The sequence below is a fragment of the Phycicoccus sp. HDW14 genome (assembly GCF_011383005.1).
Classification (GTDB): Bacteria; Actinomycetota; Actinomycetes; order Actinomycetales; family Dermatophilaceae; genus Phycicoccus.
On sequence record NZ_CP049935.1, the window covers coordinates 1,108,166 to 1,133,084 of the forward strand.

The 24,919-nt window shown below is 74.7% G+C and carries 21 protein-coding genes and 4 pseudogenes; 18 read left to right on the forward strand and 7 right to left on the reverse strand.

From position 1 onward, the window contains the following. Positions 1–96 precede the first annotated feature (96 nt). Together G7075_RS05505 and G7075_RS05510 are read right to left on the reverse strand one after the other, a co-directional pair. Positions 97–2,463 carry a DNA topoisomerase (ATP-hydrolyzing) subunit A gene (locus tag G7075_RS05505; RefSeq protein ID WP_166119694.1) on the reverse strand — a complete coding sequence of 789 codons (2,367 nt, stop codon included), beginning with the start codon at positions 2,461–2,463 and terminating at the stop codon, positions 97–99. A gap of 164 nt (positions 2,464–2,627) precedes the next feature. After that, the gene (locus tag G7075_RS05510) at positions 2,628–3,233 is read right to left on the reverse strand and encodes a nitroreductase family protein (protein ID WP_166119697.1); all 606 of its coding nucleotides are present in this window, start codon (positions 3,231–3,233) and stop codon (positions 2,628–2,630) included. 46 nt (positions 3,234–3,279) lie between these two features. On the opposite strand from G7075_RS05510, the pseudogene G7075_RS22500 reads away from it, so the two are divergent. The 5 genes and pseudogenes from G7075_RS22500 to G7075_RS05530 all read left to right on the forward strand — a co-directional run. Then, positions 3,280–4,674: pseudogene (locus tag G7075_RS22500) on the forward strand (GNAT family N-acetyltransferase); the annotation flags it as partial. Between the two features lie 500 nt (positions 4,675–5,174). Continuing rightward, positions 5,175–5,953, forward strand: a pseudogene (locus G7075_RS22505) (acetate--CoA ligase family protein). Positions 5,954–6,010: 57 nt separating this feature from the next. Then, entirely contained in the window at positions 6,011–6,601 is a 591-nt protein-coding gene (locus G7075_RS05520; RefSeq protein WP_166119700.1) for a DUF5998 family protein, read from the forward strand. 2 nt (positions 6,602–6,603) lie between these two features. Beyond that, entirely contained in the window at positions 6,604–7,755 is a 1,152-nt protein-coding gene (locus G7075_RS05525; protein ID WP_166119703.1) for an alkaline phosphatase family protein, read from the forward strand. An 11-nt stretch (positions 7,756–7,766) separates the two neighbouring features. Then, the gene (locus G7075_RS05530; protein ID WP_166119705.1) at positions 7,767–8,444 is read left to right on the forward strand and encodes a thymidine kinase; all 678 of its coding nucleotides are present in this window, start codon (positions 7,767–7,769) and stop codon (positions 8,442–8,444) included. A 30-nt stretch (positions 8,445–8,474) separates the two neighbouring features. On the opposite strand, the gene G7075_RS05535 is transcribed toward G7075_RS05530, so the two are convergent. Together G7075_RS05535 and sepH are read right to left on the reverse strand one after the other, a co-directional pair. Beyond that, positions 8,475–9,311: a PIG-L family deacetylase gene (locus G7075_RS05535; RefSeq protein ID WP_166119708.1), complete on the reverse strand. Its 837-nt coding sequence runs from the start codon at positions 9,309–9,311 to the stop codon at positions 8,475–8,477. Between the two features lie 206 nt (positions 9,312–9,517). Further along, positions 9,518–10,624, reverse strand: coding sequence for a septation protein SepH (gene sepH / locus G7075_RS05540; RefSeq protein WP_166119711.1), 1,107 nt, complete (start codon positions 10,622–10,624; stop codon positions 9,518–9,520). Positions 10,625–10,731: 107 nt separating this feature from the next. On the opposite strand from sepH, the gene G7075_RS05545 reads away from it, so the two are divergent. The 7 genes and pseudogenes from G7075_RS05545 (at position 10,732) to G7075_RS05575 (ending at position 15,534) form a co-directional block, all read left to right on the forward strand. Then, positions 10,732–11,844 (forward strand): ferrochelatase, encoded by a 1,113-nt coding sequence (locus G7075_RS05545; protein WP_166119714.1) that lies wholly within the window; start codon positions 10,732–10,734, stop codon positions 11,842–11,844. Beyond that, positions 11,841–12,712 (forward strand): annotated as a pseudogene (locus G7075_RS05550) (inositol monophosphatase family protein). Before G7075_RS05545 ends, G7075_RS05550 begins: the two are co-directional and overlap by 4 nt. Positions 12,713–12,870: 158 nt before the next feature. Next, positions 12,871–13,170: a DUF4193 domain-containing protein gene (locus tag G7075_RS05555; protein WP_166119717.1), complete on the forward strand. Its 300-nt coding sequence runs from the start codon at positions 12,871–12,873 to the stop codon at positions 13,168–13,170. Positions 13,171–13,190: 20 nt separating this feature from the next. Beyond that, the gene (gene dut / locus G7075_RS05560; protein ID WP_166119719.1) at positions 13,191–13,661 is read left to right on the forward strand and encodes a dUTP diphosphatase; all 471 of its coding nucleotides are present in this window, start codon (positions 13,191–13,193) and stop codon (positions 13,659–13,661) included. Between the two features lie 37 nt (positions 13,662–13,698). Continuing rightward, entirely contained in the window at positions 13,699–14,541 is an 843-nt protein-coding gene (locus G7075_RS05565; protein WP_240917910.1) for a DUF3710 domain-containing protein, read from the forward strand. Then, a complete protein-coding gene (locus G7075_RS05570; RefSeq protein ID WP_166119722.1) occupies positions 14,447–14,806 on the forward strand; it encodes an OB-fold nucleic acid binding domain-containing protein in 360 nt (119 codons plus the stop codon). Before G7075_RS05565 ends, G7075_RS05570 begins: the two co-directional genes overlap by 95 nt. Further along, a complete protein-coding gene (locus G7075_RS05575) occupies positions 14,803–15,534 on the forward strand; it encodes a DUF3159 domain-containing protein (protein WP_166119725.1) in 732 nt (243 codons plus the stop codon). The genes G7075_RS05570 and G7075_RS05575 overlap by 4 nt, the downstream gene beginning before the upstream one ends. On the opposite strand, the gene G7075_RS05580 is transcribed toward G7075_RS05575, so the two are convergent. Further along, the gene (locus tag G7075_RS05580) at positions 15,531–16,223 is read right to left on the reverse strand and encodes a TrkA family potassium uptake protein (RefSeq protein ID WP_166119727.1); all 693 of its coding nucleotides are present in this window, start codon (positions 16,221–16,223) and stop codon (positions 15,531–15,533) included. The genes G7075_RS05575 and G7075_RS05580 overlap by 4 nt on opposite strands. A gap of 20 nt (positions 16,224–16,243) precedes the next feature. Further along, a pseudogene (locus G7075_RS05585) lies at positions 16,244–16,905 on the reverse strand (TrkA family potassium uptake protein). Positions 16,906–17,043: 138 nt separating this feature from the next. On the opposite strand from G7075_RS05585, the gene G7075_RS05590 reads away from it, so the two are divergent. The 3 genes from G7075_RS05590 to G7075_RS05600 are packed head-to-tail and all read left to right on the forward strand — an operon-like array spanning position 17,044 to position 21,169. After that, complete coding sequence (locus G7075_RS05590) at positions 17,044–19,002, forward strand: APC family permease (RefSeq protein ID WP_166119730.1); 1,959 nt, start codon at positions 17,044–17,046, stop codon at positions 19,000–19,002. Beyond that, complete coding sequence (locus G7075_RS05595; RefSeq protein WP_166119733.1) at positions 19,002–20,297, forward strand: class I SAM-dependent RNA methyltransferase; 1,296 nt, start codon at positions 19,002–19,004, stop codon at positions 20,295–20,297. Before G7075_RS05590 ends, G7075_RS05595 begins: the two co-directional genes overlap by 1 nt. Beyond that, positions 20,294–21,169 carry a S9 family peptidase gene (locus tag G7075_RS05600; protein ID WP_166119736.1) on the forward strand — a complete coding sequence of 292 codons (876 nt, stop codon included), beginning with the start codon at positions 20,294–20,296 and terminating at the stop codon, positions 21,167–21,169. The genes G7075_RS05595 and G7075_RS05600 overlap by 4 nt, the downstream gene beginning before the upstream one ends. A gap of 6 nt (positions 21,170–21,175) precedes the next feature. Here G7075_RS05600 and G7075_RS05605 read toward each other — a convergent pair whose 3' ends face one another. After that, complete coding sequence (locus G7075_RS05605) at positions 21,176–21,832, reverse strand: response regulator transcription factor (RefSeq protein ID WP_166119739.1); 657 nt, start codon at positions 21,830–21,832, stop codon at positions 21,176–21,178. A gap of 161 nt (positions 21,833–21,993) precedes the next feature. Here G7075_RS05605 and G7075_RS05610 point away from each other — a divergent pair, with 161 nt between their 5' ends. The 3 genes from G7075_RS05610 to G7075_RS05620 are packed head-to-tail and all read left to right on the forward strand — an operon-like array spanning position 21,994 to position 24,849. Then, positions 21,994–22,527 (forward strand): hypothetical protein, encoded by a 534-nt coding sequence (locus G7075_RS05610; protein ID WP_166119742.1) that lies wholly within the window; start codon positions 21,994–21,996, stop codon positions 22,525–22,527. Positions 22,528–22,539: 12 nt separating this feature from the next. Beyond that, the gene (locus G7075_RS05615) at positions 22,540–23,709 is read left to right on the forward strand and encodes a hypothetical protein (protein ID WP_166119745.1); all 1,170 of its coding nucleotides are present in this window, start codon (positions 22,540–22,542) and stop codon (positions 23,707–23,709) included. Between the two features lie 3 nt (positions 23,710–23,712). After that, entirely contained in the window at positions 23,713–24,849 is a 1,137-nt protein-coding gene (locus G7075_RS05620) for a sensor histidine kinase (RefSeq protein ID WP_166119746.1), read from the forward strand. The last annotated feature ends 70 nt before the right edge of the window (positions 24,850–24,919 follow it).

A 24,919-nucleotide genomic window follows, 5' to 3' on the forward strand; every position in this document is an offset into this window, starting at 1 on the left:
GGGCGTAACGATTCCGTAACGCGGACGTCGGCAACCGGATCTCGGACGGACAGCGCGACGCGGACCCTCCTCGTGGGGAGGGTGTCCCGCGCGCGGTCAGCGGACGGGTGACCCGATGCCGGCGATGACCGCCGGGTACGCGACGCCCGAGCCGTCGCGCCGGCCGACGGCCTCCGGCAGCTCGAGGGCGACGCCGCCGGCCCCGGACGCGCGGGCCGGGAGGGCGCCCACCCACGCGAGGACGAGGGCATCCTCGCCGCGCAGGAACCGGTGTGCCCGAACGCCTCCCGTGCCGCGACCCTTCGCCGGGTACTCCGTGAACGGGGTGACCTTGAGCGACCCGGGCTGGGTGCCGGGAAGGGCGTCCGAGGACCCGGAGGAGGTGACGACGACGTTCTGGGAGGAGGGGTCGACCGCGCCGAAGAAGACGACGGAGGCCCCGGGGGAGAGCCGGATCCCGGCCATGCCGCCGGCGGCCCGCCCCTGGGGTCGCACGGCCGAGGCCGGGAAGCGGAGCAGCTGGGCGTCGCTCGTGACGAACACGAGGTCGGCGTCGCCGTCGCGCAGCGGTACGGCGCCCACGACGCTGTCGCCGTCGCGCAGCGAGATGGCCTCCCAGTCGGGGCGGCCGGGGTAGTCGGTCGTGACCCGCTTGACGACGCCCTGCGCCGTGCCGAGCGCGACACCCGGGGCGTCGGCGTCGAGCGGCACGATGGTCAGCGGCTCCTCGCCGCGCGGCAGGTCGACGTAGACCGCCAGCGGCGCACCGCCCGACAGGCTCGGCGCGCCACCGAGCGGCGGCAGGGCGGGCAGCTCGAGGGCGGACATCCGGATCATCCGACCTCGCGAGGTGACGAGGGCGAACTCGCCTCTCGCCGTGGTGCGCACGGCCCCGACGACGGCGTCGTGCTTGGCGCGCGGGCCCTCGGCGGGCACCGGCTCGGCGTCGGAGGTGCGGGCCAGCAGGCCCGTGGACGACAGCAGGACCCAGCACGGGTCGTCGGCGACCTCGAGCGGTGTGGCCTGCGTGGCGGGCGTGCCGGCCGACTCCAGCAACACCGTGCGGCGCGGCGTGCCGTGGGCCTTGGCGACGTCGGCGAGCTCGCCGGAGACGGTGCGGCGCAACAGCTTCTCGTCGGCGAGGATGGCCTCGAGCTCCTCGATGAGCCGCTGCAGCTCGTCGCGCTCGGCCTCGAGCTCGATGCGCGAGAACTTCGTCAGCCGGCGCAGCTGGAGCTCGAGGATGTACTCGGCCTGGGCGTCGGAGAGGTCGAAGACGTCGATGAGCCGGGCCTTGGCGGTGGCGGCGTCGTCGCTGGCCCGGATGAGCTGGATGACCTCGTCGATGTCGACGATCGCGATGAGCAGGCCCTCGACGAGGTGGAGGCGGTCCTTGCGCTTCCCGAGCCGGTGCTCGGTGCGGCGGCGGACGACGTCGATGCGGAAGTCGACGTAGGTGCGCAGCAGGTCCTTGAGGCCGAGGGTCTGCGGCTGGCCGTCGACGAGGGCGACGTTGTTGATGCCGAAGGAGTCCTCCATCGGCGTGTGCTTGTAGAGCGCCTCGAGGACGGCGTCGGGGTTGAAGCCGTTCTTGACCTCGAAAACCAGGCGCAGGCCGTTCTTGCGGTCGGTGAGGTCCTTGACGTCGCTGATGCCCTGGAGCTTCTTGGACTGCACGAGCACCTTGACGCGCTCGATGACCTTCTCGGGACCGATGAGGTACGGCAGCTCCGTGACGACGATGCCCATCCGGCGCGGCGTCAGCTTCTCGACCCGGGCGGTGGCCCGGGTGAGGAACTTGCCGCGCCCGGTGAGGTAGGCGTCGCGGACGCCGTCGAGCCCGATGATGCGGCCGCCGCCGGGCAGGTCGGGGCCGGGCACGAACTTCATGAGGTCGTCGAGCGAGCAGTCGGGGTGGTCGATGAGGTGGCGCGCGGCGCCGATGACCTCGACGAGGTTGTGGGGCGCCATGTTCGTCGCCATGCCGACCGCGATGCCGCTGGTGCCGTTGACGAGCAGGTTGGGGAAGGCGGCCGGCATCACCCCGGGCTGGGTCATCGAGTCGTCGTAGTTCGGGACGAAGTCGACGGTGTCCTCGTCGAGGCCGGTGACCATGAGCAGGGCGGCGGGGGCCATCCGGGCCTCGGTGTACCGGGAGGCGGCCGGGCCGTCGTCGAGGGAGCCGAAGTTGCCGTGGCCGTCGACGAGGGGCAGGCGCATCGTCCACGGCTGGGCCAGGCGCACGAGGGCGTCGTAGATCGCCTGGTCGCCGTGCGGGTGGTACTTGCCCATGACCTCGCCGACGACGCGCGAGGACTTGACGTGCGGGCGGTCCGGGCGCAGCCCGAGCTCGGACATCCCGTAGAGGATGCGGCGCTGCACCGGCTTGAGGCCGTCGCGTGCGTCGGGCAGGGCCCGGCTGTAGATGACGCTGTAGGAGTACTCGAGGAACGCCGAGCGCATCTCCTCCTCGACGTCGATGTCGACGACCCGTCCGAGGTCGTCCTCGGGGGCGGAGGGCTCGTGCGCTTGGCCATGGGGTGGGGACTACCTCGGGTCGGCGGGAGCCGCGGACGCGATCGCGGCAGGAATCGGCACCATCCTCACAAACGCCGGCCGCGGGTCCGTCACGACACTCCGAACCGGCCGAGGTGGAGCACCTCGTCGAGCGGACGGCGGCGCCGGGTGCGGCTCGACCCGGACACCCGCGCGGCCTCGGTGCCGAGGGCCACGACGCCGACGACCCGCCGCCCGGCCGGCGCGCCGAAGGCCTCGAGGACGGCGGCGTGCCGGGGCCCGGGGACCCCGAAGAAGAGGGCGCCGAGGCCGCGGTCCTCGGCACCGAGCAGCACGAGCATCGCGGCCATCGCCGTGTCGGTGTCCCAGTAGGGGATCGGCCACCGGTCCGGGGAGCGGTCGGTCCAGCCCTTGTCGGGCTCGGCGTAGCGGTCGAGGTAGGCACCGGGGTCGGAGAGGAAGACGACGAGGGCGGGGGCGGCCGAGACGCCCCGCAGCCAGGCGTCGGTGCGCCCGGGCTCGCTCGCTGCCGCCCAGAACCGGTCGCGGTCGGCCGGGGCGAGGAGCGCGACGAGGTCGAAGCCCTGGGTGAAGCCGGCGCTCGGAGCCCGTACGGCGAGGGCCGCGAGCTCGCGGACGACCTCCTCGGGAACCGGGACGTCGGGGTCGAACCGCCGCACCATCCGCCGCCGCCGGACCACCTCGCTGAGCTCCACGCCGCCCAGTGTGCCCCGACGCGGGGCACCCCTCGCGGGTGGCAGGATGGGGCATGGCGGAGGCGACGCTCCCCCGGGATACCCCACCTCCTGGGAAGCCGACGTCGTGCTGCGTGACGGCACCGTCGCCAGCCTGCGGCCCATCCGCCCCGACGACGGCGACGCGCTGCAGCGCTTCCACAACGCCCAGTCCGACGAGTCGATCTACCTGCGCTTCTTCGCGCCCCTGCGCCGGCTCTCCGACGCCGACGTCCTGCGCTTCACGCACGTCGACTACGTCGACCGGGTGGCCCTCGTCGTGACGATGCGCGACGAGATCATCGGGGTGGGGCGCTTCGACCGGCTCGACGGGCGCAGCGCCGAGGTCGCGTTCAACATCAGCGACCACTACCAGGGCAAGGGCATCGGCTCGGTGCTGCTCGAGCACCTCGCGGCCATCGCCCGCGACCTCGGCATCGCCCGGTTCACCGCCGAGGTGCTGCCGCAGAACCGCAAGATGCTCGCCGTCTTCTCCGACGCCGGCTACGAGGTGGCCCGGCGCATCGAGGACGGCGTCGTCGAGGTCGGGTTCGACATCGAGCCCACCGACCGCTCGCGCGCCGTCGAGATGAGCCGCGAGCACCGCGCCGAGGCCCAGAGCCTGCGGGCCCTGCTGACGCCGCGGACCATCGCCGTCGTCGGGGCCAGCCGGCGCACCGACACCTTCGGCGGCCAGCTGCTCGACCGGCTGCTGGAGAGCCGGTTCGCCGGACGGGTCGTGCCGGTCAACCCGCACGTCAAGAAGCTGCGCCGGCTCACCTGCTACCCGACCGTCTCGGCCGTGCCGGGGACGGTCGACCTGGCCATCGTCGCGGTCCCCGCCCCGGCGGTCCTCGAGGTCGTCGACGAGTGCGCCGAGGCCGGTGTCAAGGCGCTGCTCGTCGTCTCGGCGGGGTTCGCCGAGGAGAGCCCGGGCGGGGCGGCCCTCCAGGTCGAGCTGGTCCGCCGGGCCCGCAGCGCCGGGATGCGGGTCATCGGCCCGAACTCGTTCGGCATCATCAACAACGACCCCGACGTGCGGCTCAACGCGACCCTGGCACCGACCCTGCCGCCGCCCGGGCACCTCGGCCTCTTTGCCCAGTCCGGGGCGCTCGGCATCGCCGTCCTGGCCTCGGCCGCCCGCCGCAACCTCGGCATCTCGACCTTCGGGTCGGCCGGCAACCGGGCCGACGTGTCCGGCAACGACTTCATGCAGTACTGGATCGACGACGAGGCCACCGAGGCCGTCGGGCTCTACCTCGAGTCGATGGGCAACCCGCGCAAGTTCTCGCGCATCGCCCGCAAGCTGGCCCTCATCAAGCCGGTCATCGTCGTCAAGTCCGGGGTGTCGCGCTTCGGCGTGCCACCCGGGCACACGGTGCGCGAGACCAAGGCTCGGCCCGAGGTCTTCTCGGCGATGCTCAAGCAGGCCGGTGTCATCCGGGTCGAGAACGTCCACCAGCTCTTCGACATCGCCCAGCTCGTCGTGCACCAGCCCCTGCCCGCCGGCGACCGCGTGGCCATCGTCGGCAACTCCGCGGCGCTCGGCGCCCTGACCGCCGACGCCTGCACCAGCTGGAAGCTCACCGTGGCGCACGGGCCGGTCTGCCTGCCGAGCGAGGCATCGGCCGAGGACTTCCGGGCCGCCCTCGACCGGGCCTTCGAGGACCCCGGGGTCGACTCGGTCGTCACCTGCTTCATCCCCCCGCTGGCCACCGGCGACGAGCAGGTGGCCGCCGCCGTCCGCGACGCCTCGGCCGCGTCCGACAAGCCGTGCGTCGCCACCTTCCTCGGCCTGCGCGGGGTCGACGACGGCCACAGCTCGGTCAAGGGCACCGGCGGGGGAGGCGTGCGGGCCATCCCCGTCTACGCGATGCCCGAGGACGCCGTGCGGGCGCTGGCTGCGGCAACCCGCTACGGGCAGTGGCGTTCCCGCGACCAGGGCACACCCGTCGCGCCGGTCGGCATCAACCGTCGGATCGCCGAGGACGTCGTCGGCACGGTGCTGTCGGTCAGCCCCAGGGGCGCCGGCTCACCCACGACGAGGCGACCGCGCTGCTCGCGGCGTACGGCGTCGACGTCTGGGGCCAGCAGGAGGTCGAGACCGTCGAGGACGCCGTGGCCGCGGCCGACGGGCTCGGCTACCCGGTGGTGCTCAAGTCGGTCGCGCCGATGGTGCGTCACCAGGGCGGCAGCGGCGGGGTCCGGGTGGACCTCGTCAACGCCCAGGAGGTGCGCACGGCGTGGGCCTCGCTCAGCGAGCGTCTCGCGCCCCTCCAGGCCGACCGGTTCGTCGTGCAGAAGATGGCCTCGGAGGGCGTCGCGTGCGTCGTCACCTCCGACGAGGACCCGCTGTTCGGCCCGGTCATCGGCTTCTCGGTCGCCGGCCTGCCGACCGAGCTGCTCGACGACGTCGCGCACCGCATCCCCCGCTCACCGACGTCACCGTCTCCGAGCTGATCTCGTCGGTGAAGGCCGCGCCCGTCCTCCACGGGTACCGGGGCCAGACCCCGGTGCACCGGGCCGCGCTCGCCGACCTCATCGGCCGGGTCTCGGTGCTCGCCGACGACATGCCCGAGATCGCCTCCCTCGTGCTCAACCCGGTCAACGCCCACCCGGGCGGGGTCGAGGTGCTCGGGGCCGAGATCACCCTCGCGCCGGCGCCGCGGCGCATGGACCCCGGCCGTCGCTCGCTCACCTGAGGCGGCCCCGGCGCCGGGTGGCCGCGGGCGGTCGGCGCGGCGCGGCATGATGGGGCCATGACCAGCGCGCACCACGCCCCCGTCCTGCCCGAGGACCTCGTCCTCTCGATCGAGCGCGCGGGCTACTACCCGGCGCTCGTGGTGGACGTCGTCGCGGCCGCGCTGTCGGGCGAGCGCATCGAGGGCCACCTCGTGCACCTCGAGACCACGTTCGACCGCGACGTCGTGCGCCGGCACATCACCGTCCTCGTCCTCACGCCCTCCCGCCTGCTCATCGCGCACCTCGACGACCACGCCGACGAGCCGCCGGCGCCCCAGGACGTCGCCACGGCCACCACCGAGTCGATCCCGCTCGACGCGGTCAAGGGCGTCATGCTCACCCACGTCGTCGAGAACCCCGAGAGCTACGTCCCGGGCAGCCTGGGCCGCGAGGTCACCCTCACGCTCGGCTGGGGCACGGTCGCGCGCGTCGACCTCGTGCCGGCCTCGTGCAGCGACCCCGACTGCGACGCCGACCACGGCTACGAGGGCACCATCACCGGCGACGACATCGCGCTGCGCATCTCCGCGGCCGCCGACGGCGACGACCGGCTCGCCGACGCCCTGTCGTTCGCGCGCGACCTGTCCTCCGCCATCGGCAAGGGCTGAGGGTGCCCGCGCCGGTCGCGCCCGACCACGCGACCGCGAGCCTGGCCGACGTCCTGCCGAGCGTCTGCGCCGGCCTCGGGGTGCCGTCGGTGGCCGGCGAGCCCACGTGGTCCGGACGGCTGGCGCTGCCGCCCGCCCGCCGCGCCGTCGTCGTCCTCGTCGACGGGCTCGGCGCCGACCAGCTGGCGCGTCGGCTCGGCCACGCGCCCTGGCTGCGCGCGCACGCCGCGGCCACCCACCGGGTGCCGGTGGGCTTCCCGGCGACGACCGCCACCTCGATGGGCACCTTCGGCACGGGGACGCCGCCGGGGGAGCACGGGATGCTCGGCTACGAGGTCCTCGTGCCGGGCGAGGACCGTGTCTTCAACGAGCTGTCCTGGGAGGACGGCCCCGTCCCCGAGCGCTGGCAGCCCGGCCGCACCTGGTTCGAGCGGGCCGCCGCCGACGGGGTGGAGGTCGTGCGCATCGGCCCGGGGTTCTTCGACGGCTCGGGGCTGACCCGGGCCGCGCTGCGCGGCGGGCGCTTCACGGCCGCCGAGTCGCTCGCCGCCCGGGTCGACGCCGCGCTGCGGGCCGTCCGCTCCTCGCCGCGCTCGCTCGTCTACCTCTACTGGGGCGAGGTCGACAAGCTCGGCCACGTGCACGGCCCGGAGTCCTTCGAGTGGACCGCCGAGCTCGAGTCCCTCGACCGCGAGCTGTCGCGCCTGGCCGCCGGCCTGCCCGACGACACCTCGCTCACCGTCACGGCCGACCACGGGATGGTCGCCTGCCCGCTCGGCACCCGGGTCGACGTCGCGCACGAGCCCGCGCTGCTCGAGGGCGTGCACCTGCTCGGCGGCGAGCCGCGCGCCACCTACGTCTACTGCCGGCCGGGGGCCGCGGCCGACGTCGCCGCCGTCTGGTCGGCGCGGCTGGGCGAGCGGGCCTGGGTCCGCAGCCGCGAGGAGGCGGTCGCCGCCGGGTGGTTCGGACCCGTGGCGCCGGCGAACCTGGCCCGCATCGGCGACGTCGTCGTCGCCTCGGCCGACGACCTCGCCGTCGTCGACTCCTCCCGGATGCGCCCGCAGCTGCTGGCCCTGCTCGGGATGCACGGGTCGCTCACCGGCGAGGAGCTCGACGTGCCGGTGCTCCACGTGCCGGCCCGGGTCGCCTAGGGTGTTCGCCCGTGGCTGATCTGGTGTTCTTCTCGGGGACGATGGACTGCGGCAAGTCGACGCTCGCGCTGCAGATCGACCACAACCAGCGCGCCCGCGACCGGCGCGGCCTGATCTTCACCAAGCTCGACCGGGCGGGTGAGTCGGTGCTCTCCTCGCGCCTCGGGCTCGAGACGACAGCCGTCGAGGTCGGTGACGACCTCGACTTCTGGGACGTCGTCGTCGCCCAGCTGACGGCGGGCGACCGGGTCGACTACGTCATCTGCGACGAGGCGCAGTTCTACACGCCCGCGCAGGTCGAGCAGCTGGCCCGGCTCGTCGACGAGCTGGGCATCGCCGTGACGGCGTTCGGCATCACCGCCGACTTCCGCACCGAGCTCTTCCCCGGGTCGCGCCGCTTCATCGAGCTCGCCGACCGCGTCGAGGTGCTCCAGGTCGAGGCCCTGTGCTGGTGCGGGCGCCGGGCCACGCACAACGCCCGCATCGTCGACGGCGTCATGGTCGTCGAGGGCGAGCAGGTGGTCGTCGGCGACACCGCGGCGGCCTCGGCCGGGCTCGTCGAGTACGAGGTCCTCTGCCGCCGCCACCACATGCGCCGGATGAACAGCCACGCCGCCCGGGCCGCCTCCCCGACCCCGGACACCCTGCCGTTCGACCTCGACGCCTGCCCGGTGCCCCCGCCCCTCTGAGCGGCGAGCGCGGCCGGGCCGGCGCGACGTTCAGGTCCCGCTCTCGACGGCGGGCGCCGGCGGTCCGGACACGGGGTAGGTGCGCCGCAGCCACGACCCGTACCTCCGGTCGTCCCGGCACGCCGCGGCCGACTGGCAGACGTGCGAGTCGTGCGCGGCGTAGGCGAGGAAGGTCGCCAGCTTCCGCGCGTCGACCGCCTCGGGCTGGTTGGCGGGCAGCCGGCCCATCGGGTAGCCGCGGAAGCCCTCCACGCGGTGCGGCACGGTGTAGGCCCGTTGGGCCTCGTACGTGTAGTACGCGACGTTGTGGTGGTCGGTGTGGTCCCCGTCCCCGGTGGGGTCGGTGTAGTCGAGCGTGCGCACGACGCCCGGGTGGAACGTCGTCATGAGCCCGGTGAGGGTGGCCCGCAGCGACGCGCTCGAGTAGCTCGCGGTGCCGTCGACGGCGTGCACCACCGGGCCGGTCCCCGCGCGCAGCCTGCTGAGGCACTCGTGGTGGTGGACGGCGCGCCCGCGGGGGCTGCCGGCCGGCAGCCGCAGGAAGACCAGCCGGACGTGCGTCCCGTCGAGCGCCTGGGAGAGGACCACCTGGCCGGACGCGGTGCGCATCCTCGTGGTCGTCCAGGTGTTGCCCACACCGGCCATCCCGGCGTACGCGGCCATCGCGCCGGCCTCACGGCCCTCCCAGTACGACCGGCCGAGGCCGTCGTCGCCGGCCGTCAGGTACACCGTGGTGACGCACCGGCCCGCGGCCACGTCGGACGCCGTGGGGGAGTAGATGAAGAGGAGGTCGTCGTCCTGGTGGGCCACGACGTCCATGCTCGAGCTCGCGGTCGTGCAGGCGGCCGGCACCACGACGGGGTCCACGGCGGGACCCACCCGGTCGGTGGCCTGATCGGAACCGGCACACCCGGCCAGGGTCGCGACGAGCCCGGCCGCGACCAGCAGGGCCCTGGTGCGCCGGAGCCCCATCACGCGTCCGCCGTCCCCGTCATGGGACACACGGTGCCAGTCCGGGGTCGTCCGGCGCCACGGAATCGGCACCACGGGGCGTGCGAGGTGGCGCCGAGGTGTCAGGCGGGGCCGGAGCCCTTGGTGCCGAAGACGATGTCGTCCCAGCTGGGGACGCTCGGCCGGCCGCGGCGCGACCCCGACGCGGAGGCCGACCCCGCGGAGGCGCTCGACGCCGTGCGGGCCGGGCTCTCGTCCGGCGCCGCGCGCGTCGAGTCGGTCTCGGGCCGCTGCGGCTCGTCGTCCTCGGGCCAGCCACCGACCATGGTCCGGGCGCGGCTCGGCTCCTCGAGGTGCTCGCGCACCGGTTTGCGGGCCCGGGCGGCGGGCGGCGGGCCGGCCTGCGACAGGTCGCCGGCCAGCTCCTCGATGGGCAGGGCGTCGTCGCGGGGGCCGTCCTCGCCCGGCGTGTGCGTGGGGGAGGAGCGGCGGCGCGAGCGCCGCCCGCGGGCGCTGTGCTCGCGCATCGCGGCCATGAGGTCGATGGGCTCGTGCGGTGCGCGCTGGGCGGCGGCCCGCTCGATGCCGCCGTCGGCGTCGACGTCGTACACGTCGAGCTCGGGGGAGGTCGCGGCCCGGTGCGGGGTCGGGATGAGGCCGGAGGTCGACTCCTCGCTCATCCAGCGCGCCTCGTCGTTGCTCGGGGTCACCGAGCCGCCGAGGGGCTCGTAGAGCCAGGTGGCGGTGCGGCGCCGGCCGCCGGCGGCGAAGGTCATCGACAGCTGCCAGACGCCCTCCTCGTCGCGGGCGGAGTCCCACTCGATCTCATCGCGGTCGACACCGCGGTCGCGCAGCCGCTCCGAGACGCGGTCGGCGAGGGAGACGGGCGCCGGCCCGCGGGTGCCGACGGCGCAGCCGCGGGCGATGCGGGCGATGTGCTCGCGCTCGGCGAGGATCGGGCCCTCGAAGCGGCGCACCTTCTCGACGGTCCAGCCGGAGCGGTCGGCGACCTCCTCGGCGGACAGGCCGCGCCGGATGAGCGCCTGCACCTCGCGCGGGCGCATGCCGCCGTCCATCTCGATCTGCAGCTGGCCGAGCCGCGGTCGGTCGCGGCGTGCGGCGGCTCGCAGGGGCTCGTCGAGGGACAGCCGGAACCGGCCCCCGTCGGCGTCCGCGAGCAGGAGGTGCTGACCGTCCTCGTGGACGCCGATCAGGCGAAGGTCCTGCATGTCGGTCTCCCGGGTCACTCGTCGTCAGGCCGACGATGCCACCGCGGGGCGCCCGGATCGTGGAGCCCACGCCGGGCGCGGCGCGATTGCCCGGATAGCGTGGTGCCATGCCCGATGCGTCCGCCGACCTCTCCCCGTACGACGTGGTGCTCCTCGGGTCCTTCGGGGGACCCGAGGCACCCGACGAGGTGATGCCCTTCCTCCGCCGCGTCACGGCCGGCCGGAACATCCCCGACGAGCGGCTCGCCGTCGTCGCCGAGCACTACGACGCCCGGGGTGGTGTGAGCCCCATCAACGCCCTCAACCGCGACCTGCTGGCCCGGCTGCGCGCCGAGCTGGCCCGGCGCGAGATCGACGTGCCGGTCGTGTGGGGCAACCGCAACTCCGAGCCGTTCTTCACCGGTGCGCTCCACGAGGCGCTCGACCTCGGTGCGACACAGGTGGTCTCGCTGTTCACGAGCGCCTACTCCTGCTACTCCTCCTGCCGCCAGTACCGCGAGGACCTCGCGGCCGCGCTCGAGGAGGTGGGCCCCGCCGCCGACGGGCTGGTCGTCGACAAGGTGCGCCAGTACGTCCACCACCCCGGCCTCGGGCGGGCCTGGACGCGGGCCATGGTCGAGGCCCTGCGCGGGCTGCCCGACCCCGCCGCCGCGCGCATCCTCTACGTGACGCACTCGGTGCCGCTCGCGATGGACGACACGTCCGGGCCCGGTGACGGCGAGGGCAACCTCTACACCGACCAGCACCTGCGCCTCGCCCGGCGGCTCGACGAGGCCGTCGGTGCCGAGCTCGGCGTCACCCTGCGCGGCGAGCTCGTGTTCTGCTCGCGCTCGGGGCCGCCGAGCCAGCCGTGGCTCGAGCCCGACGTCAACGACCGCATCGAGGAGCTCGCGGCCGAGGACGCCACCGCACCGGTCGTCGTCGTGCCCATCGGCTTCGTCTCCGACCACATGGAGGTCGTGCACGACCTCGACACCGAGGCCGCCGAGACGGCCGAGCGGGTCGGGGTGCCGTTCGTCCGCGTGGCCACCCCGCACGGCGACGACGGGTTCGTCGAGGCGCTCGTCGACCTGCTCCTCGAGCGGGCGGCCGAGGCCCGCGGCGAGGTCGTCGTCCCCGACACCTGGCTGCCCGGCGACGTCCGGCCCTCGGTGTGCGACCCCGGCTGCTGCCCCAACCTGCGCGTCGCGAAGGCGGCGCTCTGCGGACGGGACCGATGAGCACCGCGCCGTCACTGCCCGCCGGCCTCGACCCGGTCGCGCTCGAGCAGGTGGCCTGCGACGTGGCGCGCGACGCCGGCCGGCTCGTCGTCGACGACCGGCCCGCCGAGCTCGGCACCAGCTCGAAGTCGACCCGCACCGACGTCGTCACCGAGATGGACCAGCGCAGCCAGGAGCTGCTCCTCGAGCGGCTCGCGGCCCTGCGCCCCGACGACGCGGTGCTCGGCGAGGAGGAGGGCGGCCGGGCGGCACGAGCGGGGTGACCTGGGTCGTCGACCCCATCGACGGCACCATCAACTACCTCTACGGGATGGCCGAGTACGCGGTGTCCGTCGCGGCCGTCGTCGGCGACCCGGAGGTGCCCGGCGCCTGGCGCACCGTGGCCGCCGCCGTGCTCAACCCCCCGACCGGCGAGCTCTTCCACGCCCACCTCGGCGGCGGCGCCCGGCTCACCACGCCCGCCGGGACGCGCGTCGTGCACGCCAACCCGGTCAGCGACCTCGGCCTGTCCCTCGTCGGCACCGGGTTCGGCTACGACGCCGGGGTGCGCGAGCGCCAGGCCCGGGCCCTCGTCGAGCTGCTGCCCCGGGTCCGCGACGTCCGGCGGCACGGGAGCGCCGCCCTCGACCTGTGCTCCGTCGCCTGCGGGCGGCTCGACGGCTACTACGAGACCGGGCTCAACGCGTGGGACCGCGCCGGCGGCGAGCTCGTGGCCACCGAGGCCGGCGCCGTCGTCGGCGGACCCGTCGACGGGGTGAGCACGCGCGACCTCACCTGGGCCGCCGCGCCGGGCATCGCCGTCGAGCTCTCGACCCTCGTGCGCGAGCTGAGCGCCCGCCACGTCGGGTCGGTCGGACCCCCCGCCTGAGACGTCCGCGACGAGCGCCCGGGTCGTGGTGTGGACCCGCGTGGCGGTGCTCACCGTCGATGGTGCACAATCTGGCGCGCACGGCGACGGCGCGGGCACAAAGCCGGGACCCCGTGCGTTGTCCCGGCCGATCGCACGACGAAGGGTGGACACCGACGATGGCAACCGACTACGACGCACCGCGCAAGACCGACGACGAGCTCTCCGAGGACTCCATCGAGGAGCTGAAGAACCGTCGCGTCGACAAGCGCGCCTCGAGCGTCGACGTCGACGAGACCGAGCAGGCCGAGGGGTTCGAGCTGCCCGGCGCCGACCTCTCCGGGGAGGAGCTGTCGGTCCGGGTGCTGCCGCGCCAGGCCGACGAGTTCACGTGCTCGCGCTGCTTCCTCGTGCACCACCGCAGCCAGCTCGCCAGTGAGCGCGCCGGCGTGCTCGTCTGCCGGGAGTGCGCCGCCTGACCGGCGGCCGCGACCGACCGGTGGCCGCACCCACCCGCGTCCCCGTCGCCGTCCGGCGCCTGCACGCGGACGCGGTGCTGCCCCGCTACAGCACCGACGGCGACGCCGGCGCCGACCTCACGAGCGTGGCCGAGCTGACCCTCGCCCCCGGCGAACGTGCCCTCGTGCCCACCGGCCTCGCGCTCGCCCTGCCGCCCGGCACCGTCGGGCTGGTCCACCCGCGCTCGGGCCTGGCCGCCCGCCACGGCGTGAGCATCGTCAACGCCCCGGGGACGGTCGACTCCGGGTACCGCGGCGAGGTGCTCGTCAACCTCGTCAACCTCGACCCCACCGAGCCGTTCACCGTGCGGGTCGGCGACCGCATCGCCCAGCTCGTCGTCCAGGAGTACCTCCACGGCGAGTTCTCGGAGGCCGATTCGCTTCCGGACAGCGCGCGGGGGGAGACTGGACACGGGTCCACCGGGGGCTTCGGCTCCACCGGTCGCCGGTGAACCCGCCGACCACCTGACACCCGAGGACCCCACCACCGTGAGCATCTTCCGCAGGAGCAAGACCACCGGCCCCGAGCCCACCGAGGCGCTCGAGCCCGACGACGCCGTCGAGGCCGAGGAGGCCGACGGGTCCGCCGAGGACGAGGCCGCCGAGGAGGCGCCCGCCCGCGACGGCGGCCCCTTCGACGTCGCCGACGTCCCCGGGCGTGACGGCCGGGTCGACCTCGGGTCGCTCTGGGTCCGCGGCGTCCCCGGGATGGAGCTGCGCCTCGAGGTCGAGCAGGAGACCCAGCAGGTCAACGCGGCCACCGCCGTCATCGGCGAGTCCGCGCTCCAGCTCCAGGCCTTCGCGGCCCCGCGCTCCAGCGGGCTGTGGCGCGAGATCCGGCGCGAGATCGCGATGGCCGTCGAGCAGCAGGGCGGCACCGTCGAGGAGCACACCACCGACCTCGGCACGCAGCTGCGCACCCGCATGCCCTCGGCCGGCCCGGACGGTCGCACGGTCTTCGCGCCGGCGACCTTCGTCGGCGTCGACGGCCCGCGCTGGTTCCTGCGCGGCGTCCTCTCCGGCCGCGCGGCCATCGACGAGGCGGCCGCCGAGGCGCTGCTCGAGGTCCTGCGCGACGTCGTCGTCGTCCGTGGCACCGACCCGATGGCCCCCCGCGAGCTGCTGCCCCTCGTCCTCCCGCAGGACGCCCACCCGGAGGTCGCCCCGAGTCGGACGCCGACGACGAGCAGACCCTCGACCCGTTCGAGCGGGGCCCCGAGATCACCGAGGTGCGCTGATGGGCGTCCGCGAGCGGCTGCGCGACCTGGCCCGCACCTCCACCGAGCAGCACGCCGACGAGCTGCGCGAGCAGACCGTGTCCGAGGGCGGTGACGACCTCACGGCGCTCGCCCCGCGGCACTCGGCCTGCGTCTGCGGCACCGTCCGCACCGTCACGCTGCCGCCGCGCACCAGCGTGCCGGCCCTGGTCGCCGAGGTCTGGGACGGCCAGGGCGCGGTCAACCTCGTGTGGGTCGGGCGGCGCTCCATCGGCGGCATCGAGCCGGGCACCTTCGTGCGCGCCCGCGGGCGGGTGACCACCGTCAAGGGCTCGCCGACGATCTTCAACCCGGCCTACGAGATCCTCCCGAAGCCGTGACGGCCCCCGTCCCCGACGCCCCCGCCCCGCGCGCGGAGACGGTCGAGGCGCTGATCCGCCACCGCCTGTCGGTCGCCCTCGGCGGCTGGCGCGGCTCGGTCGAGACCGCCCTGCCCACCGTCGTCTTCGTCCTCGCCTGGTCGCTCACCGACCACGACGTGCGCACCGCGGCCATCGCCGCCATCGGGGTGGCGCTGGTCCTGGCCGCCGTCCGCGTCGTGCAGCGCTCCTCCCTCCAGCACGTGCTCGGTGCGGTGTTCGCCACCGCCGTCGCGGCCTTCTTCGCGCTGCGCTCGGGGCAGGCCGAGGACGCCTTCCTGCCGGGCATCCTCACGAGCGTCGGCTTCTTCGTCGCCACCCTGGTGTCCATCGCGACGCGGTGGCCCGCCGTCGGGTTCATCGTCGGCGCCGGTGACCCCCGCGCCCAGGAGGACCCGTTCGGCTGGCGCCGCGACCGCGGGCTCGTCCGGGTCTGCACCCGCCTCACGTGGGTGCTCGTGGCGATCTACGTCGTGCGGCTCGGCATCATGGTGCCGCTGTACCTCGGCTCGCACGTCACGCTGCTCGGGGCGGCCAAGATCGTCCTCGGCTGGCCGCTCTGGGTCGCCGGCCTGGCCGTCATGGGCTGGATGCTCGTGTCGGGGCACACGCCCCTCGAGCCCGGTGCGGGCCCGGGGGCCGACGACGCGCAGGACGCGGACGACGCCGAGGACGCGGAGGCGGTCTAGCCCTCCGGGTCCTCCTCGCGCTTGTGGCGCCGACCGGGGGAGAGCAGCGACTCGAGCTCGGGCTCGGCCTCGGGTGTCGTCACGAAGAGCAGCTCGTCGAGGGGCTCGAGCGCGTCGTCGCGGCTCGGGGCGATGGGGTGCCCGTCGCGGATGATGCCGGTGAGCACGGTGTCGCCGGGGAACGGCACCTCGCCGACGCGCGACCCGGCGTACGGGCTGCCGACGGGCAGGGTCATCTCGACCATCATCGCCCGGCCCTGCTGGAACTCGAAGATCCGTACGAGGTCGCCGACGCTCACGGCCTCCTCGACGAGGGCGGTCATGAGGCGCGGGGTCGAGACGGCGACGTCGACGCCCCAGGCCTCGTCGAACATCCACTCGTTCTTCGGGTTGTTGACGCGGGCGACGGTGCGCGGCACCCCGAACTCGGTCTTGGCGAGGAGCGAGAGCACGAGGTTGACCTTGTCGTCACCGGTCGCGGCGACGACGACGTCGCACTCGGCGAGCCCGGCCTCGGAGAGGGCCTCGATCTCGCAGGCGTCGGCCTGCAGCCAGCTGGCGTCGGGGACCTTCGACACCCGCTCGCCGTCGGCCTCGCGGTCGACGAGGAGCACGTGGTGGCCGTTGCGGATGAGCTCGCGGGCGATCGAGCGCCCGACGCTCCCGGCTCCGGCGATGACGACGCGCATGGACAGGTGCCTCTTTCGGCTCAGTGGGCGGGGGGCGGCGCGTCGAGGACGCGCTCGGCGGTGGCGAGGTCGTCGCGGCGCAGGGCGAGGTGGATGAGGTCGCCCTCTTGGTACACCGTGTCGAGGGTGGGCAGGAAGCCGTCGCCGAGCCGGGTGAGGTAGGCCATCCGCCCGCCGGTGGCCGCCTCGATCTCGCTGACCCGGTGCCCGATCCACGGCGCGGCGACCGACATCTCGGCGATGACGACCTGGCCCGACGGGTCGGTGTACTCGGGACGTGGCCCTGCGGGAGCAGGCGTCGCAGCATCTGGTCGCTCGTCCACTTCACGGTGGCGACGGTGGGGATGCCGAGGCGCTGGTAGATCTCGGCGCGGCCCGGGTCGTAGATGCGGGCGACGACGTTCTCGACGCCGAACTTCTCGCGGGCCACGCGGGCGGCGAGGATGTTCGAGTTGTCACCGCTGGAGACGGCGGCGAAGGCGTAGGCGTTCTCGATGCCGGCGGCCCGCAGGGTGTCGCGGTCGAAACCGACCCCGGTGACCGTGCGGCCCTCGAACGAGGTGCCGAGGCGGCGGAAGGCCGACTCGTCCTGGTCGACGACGGCCACCTCGTGGCCCGCCCGTTCGATGGCCCGGGCGAGCGAGGCGCCGACGCGGCCGCAGCCCATGATGACGAAGTGCACGGGGGCGACGCTACTACGGCCCGCGGGTGCCCGAGCCGGTGACCGGAACGTGTGCACCGCCGCCCCTGCGCTCTGCATACAGTTGTCCTCGTGTCTACGCCCGGACGTCTCGTCAAGCGTGTCCTCCTCGGTCGCGCGATGCGCAGTGACCGCCTCGGGGAGACCCTGCTGCCGAAGAAGCTCGCCCTGCCGGTCTTCGCGAGCGACGCGCTCTCGTCGGTCGCCTACGCCCCCGACGAGATCCTGCTCACCCTGGGCCTCGCCGGTGGCACCCTCGCGCTGACGCAGTCGTGGAAGATCGCGCTCGTCGTCGTGCTCGTCATGGGCGTCGTCATCATGAGCTACCGGCAGAACGTGCACGCGTACCCGTCGGGCGGAGGCGACTACGAGGTCGCGAGCGTCAACCTCGGGCCGCGCGCCGGGCTCACGGTGGCCAGTGCGCTGCTCGTCGACTACGTCCTCACCGTCGCGGTGTCGATCTCCTCGGGCGTGCAGAACGCGGCGGCGGCCTTCGGGTTCGTCCGCGGGCACGAGGCGGTGGTCGGCGTCGTCATCATCGTCGTGCTCACCGCGATGAACCTGCGCGGCGTCCGCGAGTCCGGTGGCGCCTTCGCCGTGCCGACCTACCTGTTCATGGCCGCCGTCATCGGGATGGCGCTGTTCGGGTTCTACCGCAAGCTGTCCGGCGACCTGCCGCTCGCCGAGAGCGCCTCCCTGACGCTCCGCCCGGAGGACAACTACCAGCAGCTCGGCGGCCTGGCGATGGCCTTCCTGCTGCTGCGGGCGTTCTCGTCGGGCTGTGCGGCGCTCACCGGTGTCGAGGCCATCTCCAACGGCGTTCCGGCCTTCCAGAAGCCGAAGAGCAAGAACGCCGCGACGACCCTCCTGCTCATGGGCAGCATCTCGGTGACGATGCTCCTGTCGATGGTGTTCCTCGCCCGGTGGACCCAGGTGCACTTCGCCGACGACGAGGCGAACCAGCTGCTGCGCGACGGGGTCCCGGTCGGCAGCTCCTACGTGCAGGACACCGTGATGGGGCAGGTGTCGAAGGCGGTCTTCTCCGACTTCCCCGCCGGGGTCGTCCTCGTCTCGGTCGTCACCGGCCTCATCCTCGTGCTCGCCGCGAACACCGCCTTCAACGGCTTCCCCGTGCTCGGCTCCATCCTCGCCCGCGACGGGTTCCTGCCCCGCCAGCTGCACACGCGCGGCGACCGGCTGGCCTTCTCCAACGGCATCCTCATCCTCGCGGGGGCCGCGGCCGCCCTCGTCGTCATCTTCGACGCCGACGTCACCCGCCTCATCCAGCTCTACATCGTCGGGGTGTTCGTCTCCTTCACCGTCTCCCAGATCGGCATGGTCCGGCACTGGAACCGGCACCTGCGGGTCGAGAAGGACCCCGCCGGCCGGGCCCGGATGATGCGCAGCCGGGTCATCAACGCCGTCGGCGCGACGATGTCGGGCACCGTCCTGCTCGTCGTCCTCGCGACGAAGTTCATCCACGGCGCCGGCTACGCGATCGCCGCGATGGCCGTCCTGTTCTTCCTCATGCTGGCCATCCGCCGCCACTACGACCGGGTCCGCGACGAGCTGACGGTGATGGAGGGCGACACCAAGCACCAGCTGCTGCCCTCGCGGGTGCACGCCATCGTCCTCGTGGCGAAGATCCACAAGCCGACGCTGCGGGCGCTGGCCTACGCGCGGGCGACCCGCCCCTCGATCCTCGAGGCGCTCACCGTCAACGTCGAGCCCGACGAGACCTCGGCCCTGCAGGCCGAGTGGGACCGGCGCGACATCCCGGTGCCGCTCAAGGCCCTCGACAGCCCGTACCGCGAGATCACCCGGCCGGTCGTCGAGTACGTCAAGTCGATCCGCACCGACAACCCGCGCGACCTCGTCGTCGTCTACATCCCGCAGTACGTCGTCGGCCACTGGTGGGAACAGCTGCTGCACAACCAGAGTGCGCTGCGACTGCGCACCCGGCTACTCTTCACGCCGGGGGTCATGGTCTCGTCCGTGCCGTGGCAGCTCGCGTCGTCCGCGGGCGCCGAGGAGCGGATGGACGGCCCGGTCGTCGGCGACGTCCGGCGCGGCGAGTGATGTCGCCCGGGGGGTCCGGGCTGTCGGTCGGCGACGAGGTCGAGGTCGAGGTCACGGCCTTCGCGCACGGCGGGCACTGCGTCGCGCGGCACGACGGGCAGGTCCTCTTCGTGCGGCACACCCTGCCCGGCGAGCGGGTGCTGGCCCGGGTCACCGAGGTGGGGTCGGGGTCGCGGTTCGTGCGGGCCGACGCCGTCGAGGTGCGGCACGCCTCGGACGACCGGGTCGTCCAGCCGTGCCCGTGGAGCGGTCCGGGTGCCTGCGGCGGGTGCGACCTCCAGCACGTCTCGCTCGATGCGCAGCGCCGGCTCAAGGCGGGCGTCGTCCGCGAGCAGATGGCTAGGCTGGCCCACCTCGAGGTCGACGTCGAGGTCGAGCCGGTGCCCGGTGACGACCGGGGGCTGCGCTGGCGCACCCGGGTCGAGTTCGCCGTCGACGGTGCCGGGAACGCCGGGCTGCGGCGGCACCGCTCGCACGAGGTGGTGCCGGTCGACCGGTGCCGCATCGCCACCGACGCCGTGACCGCGCTCGAGGTCACCGGCCGGGACTGGCCCGGGGCCGAGGCCGTCGACGCCGTCGCACCGTCCGGGGGACCGGCGGTCGCGGTCGAGGTGCCCGGGGAGGAGGTCCCGGAGGTCCTCGAGCGCGTGTCGACGTCGTGGCGGTCGGCGCACGGGCCCGTCTCCTTCGCCCGGGAGTTCGCCGTCTCGGCCCGTGGGTTCTGGCAGGTGCACCCCGGCGCCGCGGCCACCTTCCTCGCCGCCGCGATGGAGCCGCTCGCGGTCCGCCCGGGGGAGCGGGTCCTCGACCTGTACTGCGGCGTGGGCCTGTTCGCGTCGGCCCTGTCCGAGGCGGTCGGTCCCGGCGGACAGGTCGTCGCGGTCGAGGCCGACCGCGACGCCGTCGAGCGGGCCACGCGCGACCTGTCGTCGCTCGGCAACGTCGCCGTGGTCGCCGGCCGGGTCGACGACCTGTTCGGCGTGCCCCGCACCGACCGGCACCGGGGCCGCTCCCGCTCCCGCCGGCCGGCACGGTCCCCGCTGCTGCCCCAGAGCGCCGACGTCGTCGTCCTCGACCCCCCGCGGACCGGCGCCGGCACAGCCGTCGTCCGGGCCGTCGCGGCGACCGGCCCGCGCGCCGTCGCGTACGTGGCCTGCGACCCCGCCGCCCTGGCCCGCGACACCGCGGCCTTCCTCGCGGCCGGGTACCGGCTGGCCTCGCTGCGGGCCTTCGACGCCTTCCCGATGACCCACCACGTCGAGTGCGTGGCGCACTTCGTGCCGGCCGGGGCGTGACCGGTACCGCGCGCCCCACGCGCCGTGCCGCACTCACGCTGGGGGCCGCGGTCGTCGGGGTGCCGGCGGCCGGTCTGGTGGGCTGCTCCGGGGAGGGCGGCGCAGCGCGTCCGTCGGCGTCCGACGGGGTCGAGCGGCTGGTCTACGGCTCCCACGCGTCGCAGTACGCAGAGCTGAGCCGTCCCGAGGGGCGTTCTCGCGGAACGGTGGTCGTGCTGCACGGCGGCTTCTGGGTGGCGTCCTACGACATCTCGCTCGGCCGCCCGCTGGCCGAGGACCTCGTCGGTCGTGGCTGGACCGTCCTCGACGTCGAGTACCGCCGGGTCGGTGACGGCGGCGGGTACGCCGCGACGTTCGACGACGTGTCGGCGGCGTTCGACCTCCTGACGGCGGCCGGGGCCGACGGGCAGCCGGTCGTCGCGCTGGGTCACTCGGCCGGGGGCCAGCTCGCGGTCTGGGCCGCCGGGCGCCGCCGGCTGGAGCGCTGGCGCGGCGCCACCGTCGTCCCCACCCACGTCGTCAGCCAGGCCGGGGTGCTCGACCTGCGGACGGCCGACGAGCAGGACCTCGGCGGCGGGGCGGTGCGCGACCTCCTCGGCGGCTCCCCGACGCAGCGGCCGGAGGCGTGGGCGGCCGCCGACCCGATCGGCCAGGTGCCGGTCGGCGTGCCCGTGTGGTGCGTCCACGGGAGCGACGACACCACCGTGCCCCTGTCGCAGTCGGCGGCGTACGTCGACGCCGCCCGGGCCGCCGGGGGAGAGGCGACCCTCGTCGAGGTCCCCGGCGAGCACCTCGACCAGATCGACACCGGTACCCCCGCGTGGGCCCGTACGCTCGCCCTGCTCGACGACATCGCGCCGCGCGAGGGCTGAGCGGGCTCAGCCGCCCGAGCGCCGCACGAACCCGGTCTCGTAGGCCAGGACGACGGCCTGCACCCGGTCGCGCACACCGAGCTTCGTGAGGACCCGGGCCACGTGGGTCTTCACCGTCGTCTCGGCCACGACCATCTCGGCCGCGAGCTCGGCGTTCGACAGGCCGCGGGCGAGGAGGCGCAGGACGTCGAGCTCGCGCTCGGTGAGCGCGGAGAGCCGCTGCGGCACACCCTCGTCGGCGGACGGCTCCGCGTACTGCTCGACGAGCCGACGCGTGATCGAGGGCTCGATGAGCGAGTCGCCGGTGGCCGCCGCCCGCACCGCGGCGAGCAACCGCGACGGGGGAGCGTCCTTGAGGAGGAACCCGGCGGCGCCGGCTCGCAGCGCGCGGTAGACGTACGCGGTGCCGTCGAAGGTCGTGAGGACGACGACGGTCGGCGGGTCGGGCCGCGACAGGATGCGCTCGGTGGCGGCCAGGCCGTCGAGCACCGGCATCCGGATGTCCATGAGCACGACGTCCGGCCGCACGAGGGCCGCCTGGCGGATCGCCTCCTCGCCGTCGGCCGCCTCGGCGACGACCTCGATGTCGCCCTCGGTCTCGAGGATGACCCGGAAGCCGGCGCGCACGAGCTCCTGGTCGTCCGCGACGAGCACCCTGATCACGAGGTCATCCTGCCGTGGCGGGGCGCGTCGCGGGTCGTCCGCGAGGAGGACGCGACCGTCGCAGGATCGTCCTCCGGGACGACGCGGGTCGGGCCGGCGCGGGCGCACCGTGGTGCCGACGGCTCCGGCAGGGGGCCGGACCCGACCGGAAAGGCACCACCATGACCCACGGAATCCGTCCCAGCGACGTCGTCCTCACCCTCGTCTCGCTCGCCCTCGCGGTGCTCATCGCCGTCGAGAACATCACCGCCGCGGCGGGTGCCGAGCTCGCGCACCCCCTGGAGTCCCGCTCGGTGCTCCTCGTCCCCGTCTTCGCGCTGGCGGCGCTGCCGATCCTGTGGCGGCGGCGGCACGTGCTCCTGGGCATCGCCCTCTCGACGCTCGTCCTCGCGGCCAGCATCCCCGCCTTCGGCTGGGTGACCCGCTGCGGCTTCGCGCTCCCGCTCGCGGCGTTCTTCGCGTACGCCGTCGCGCGGTTCGCCGGCCCGGCCCGCTCGCAGCTCATCGGGCTCGCCGCCGTCCTCCTCCTCCAGCTCGTGACGCTCGTGCAGGACGCCTCCACGGGGGGTCTGGGAGGGCTCGTCCTCGGGGTGCCGGCCGCGGCGCTGGCCTACGGCGCCGGGGTGGCCGTCGAGAAGCTCTCGGCACGGCGCCCCGCGGCGCCTACGCTGTCCGTCGAGCACGTCCACGCCTGAGGTGATCGAGTGATGGAGCAGGGCATCCGCGAGGTCCTCCGAGGGGTCCGTCCCCTCGACGGGGTCCTCGCGGGTGCCCTCACCGCGCTCGGCGTCCTCCTCATGGTGTTCAACGTCCTCGACACGCCGGCCGAGTCGGCCGCCGCCGTGGCCGAGGGGTCAATGGTCCACGTGACGTCGTCGCACTCGTGGTGGATGGTCCCGGTGTTCGTCGTGGCCACGGTGGCGGTCCTCTGGTGGCGCCGCGGCGTCACGGAGGTGGCGACGGTCGCGGCCGTGGCGATGGGCGTCCACGTGCTCCTCTTCGACTGGGTCACGCGCTGCGGTGCGGCCCTGCCCCTCGTCCTCGTGCTGGGGTACCTCGCCGGCCTCGCCGAACGCGGCCGTCGGCGGTGGGCCGCCGCCGCGGTGCTGTCGGTGCTGTCGGCACTCGTCCTCGTCCGGGACGCCACGACCGGCATCGAGCCGCTCGTCATCGTGCTGCCCCTGCTCGCCGTCCTCCTCGTCGTCGGCGGGGCGGTCCGGCAGCGCACCGTGATGGCCGACGAGCTGCGCCGCAAGGGGGCCGAGCTCGCCGCGCTGCGCGACGAGCGCGCCGCCCTCGTCGTCGCCGACGACCGGCAGCGCCTCACCGAGCAGCTCGACGGGCTGCTCCAGGCCCGGCTCGGTCGCCTCGCGACGGTCGCCGACGGGGCGCGCGACCTCGACCCGGTGCGCGCCCGGGCCGCCCTCGTCGAGATCGAGGCCGACGGCCGGCAGATGCTCGAGGAGATGCGCGAGGTGGTCGGCCGGCTGCGCGGGGACGCCGCCCTGGCCCCCCTCCCCGCGACCGCGCACCTCGACGCCCTCCTCGCCCGTCGGGCCGGTCCCGGCTCGCACCTCACGGTGACCGGGGACCCCACCGGGCTGCCCGCCAGCGTCGAGCTGTCGGTCTACCGCATCGTCGAGCACCTCGTCGAGGCCCTGCGCGAGCGCGAGTCCGGGGTCGAGGTCACGGTGCTGCTCGACGGGCCCGCCCTCGAGATCTGCGTCGAGGGGCGGGCCGCACGCGGAGCGGCGGTGCGCGCCGCCCTGGCCCGGGCGCGGGAGCGGGCCCGCGTCGTCGGCGGCACCCTCGAGGTGACGACCGTCCGCGGGCGGGCGCTGGCCGTCGCGGCGGTCCCGGTCCCGGACCGGGTCTGAGCCGTGCGCCGCGCGGAGTCCGCGGGCATCGTCCTCGGGGTCCTCCTCGCGGTCGTCCTGCCCGTCCTGCTCCACGGCCCGTCGTGGTCCCCCCGGGAGGTCGCGGTCGACCTCCTGCTCGTCGCGGCGGGCCTGGCCCTGCTCTGGTGGCGCACCGCGGCGCAGGTGGCCGCGTCCCTGTCGCTCGGCCTGCTGCTGGCGGTGCTCGTCCTCGGCCCCGACGTCTGGTTCCCCGACTCGGCGCTCGTCGTCCTGGCGGTCGCCAGCGCGCTCCTCGGGTTCGCCTGGAGCGGTCGCCAGTCCGTGGTCGTCGGCCTCGTCGGGCTGGCCTACCTCGGGGTCCTCGTGGCCCTCGCAGGGCCCGGCGGCGTCGTGTCCCTGCCGATGTTCACCCTCCCGGGGTACGCGGCCGGGACGATCCTGCGCAGGCGACAGGACACCGCCGAGGAGCTGGCCCGCCGGACCGCCGAGCTCGAGCGCGAGCAGGAGGAGCTCGAGGAGCTGTCCGTGCGGCACGAGCGGCAGCGCATCGCGGGCGAGCTCCACGACGTCGTCGGTCACGCGCTGAGCGTCCTCGTCATCCAGGCGGCCGCCGGCCAGCGGCTCGTCGACAGCGAACCGGAGCGGGCGGCACGCACCCTCGACGTCATCGCCGAGTCGGCCCGCCGCGGCACCGCGGACCTCGAGCGGCTCGTCGAGCTGCTCGGCGGCGAGGCGACCCCCGCCCCGGACCTCGGGCTCGTCGACGACGTCGTCGCGCACGCCGTCCGCAGCGGCCTCGACGTCACGTACCGCGTGGACGCCGACCGCGCCGCCGTCACCGACCACGCCGCCCACCTCGTCCACCGGGTCGTCCAGGAGGGGTTGACCAACGCCCTGCGCCACGCACCGGGCTCCCCGGTGCGGATCCGGGTCGCGGCGCAGGCCGAGGGTGGCCTCGCCGTGAGCGTCGAGAACGACCGGTCCGCCGGCGTCGGGACCCTGCGGGGGAGCGGCCGCGGGCTCCTGGGGCTGCGCGAGCGGGTGCAGGCCCAGGGAGGGCGGTTGCGGGCCGGGCCGACGGACAGTGGTGGGTGGCGGGTCGAGGCGTGGCTGCCGCTGGTCGCGGGCGCCCTCGCGACACCCCGGCCCCGGGCATAGGCTCGACGGAGCGGACCCCGTGTGGTTAGATATCTTGACGTCAAGATAAATCGCGGGACGCACATCGTCG

Coding starts and splice junctions, on each gene's coding strand:
- G7075_RS05580 (WP_166119727.1), bottom strand. CDS start 16,223: ATGCGCGTCGTCATCGCCGGAGCCGGGAGCGTCGGGCGCTCGATCGCC.
- G7075_RS05545 (WP_166119714.1), top strand. CDS start 10,732: ATGCCCGATGCGTCCGCCGACCTCTCCCCGTACGACGTGGTGCTCCTC.
- G7075_RS05520 (WP_166119700.1), top strand. CDS start 6,011: ATGACCAGCGCGCACCACGCCCCCGTCCTGCCCGAGGACCTCGTCCTC.
- G7075_RS05555 (WP_166119717.1), top strand. CDS start 12,871: ATGGCAACCGACTACGACGCACCGCGCAAGACCGACGACGAGCTCTCC.
- sepH (WP_166119711.1), bottom strand. CDS start 10,624: ATGCAGGACCTTCGCCTGATCGGCGTCCACGAGGACGGTCAGCACCTC.
- G7075_RS05570 (WP_166119722.1), top strand. CDS start 14,447: ATGGGCGTCCGCGAGCGGCTGCGCGACCTGGCCCGCACCTCCACCGAG.
- G7075_RS05590 (WP_166119730.1), top strand. CDS start 17,044: ATGCGCAGTGACCGCCTCGGGGAGACCCTGCTGCCGAAGAAGCTCGCC.
- G7075_RS05610 (WP_166119742.1), top strand. CDS start 21,994: ATGACCCACGGAATCCGTCCCAGCGACGTCGTCCTCACCCTCGTCTCG.
- G7075_RS05505 (WP_166119694.1), bottom strand. CDS start 2,463: ATGCGCTCGGCGTTCCTCGAGTACTCCTACAGCGTCATCTACAGCCGG.
- G7075_RS05595 (WP_166119733.1), top strand. CDS start 19,002: ATGTCGCCCGGGGGGTCCGGGCTGTCGGTCGGCGACGAGGTCGAGGTC.
- G7075_RS05615 (WP_166119745.1), top strand. CDS start 22,540: ATGGAGCAGGGCATCCGCGAGGTCCTCCGAGGGGTCCGTCCCCTCGAC.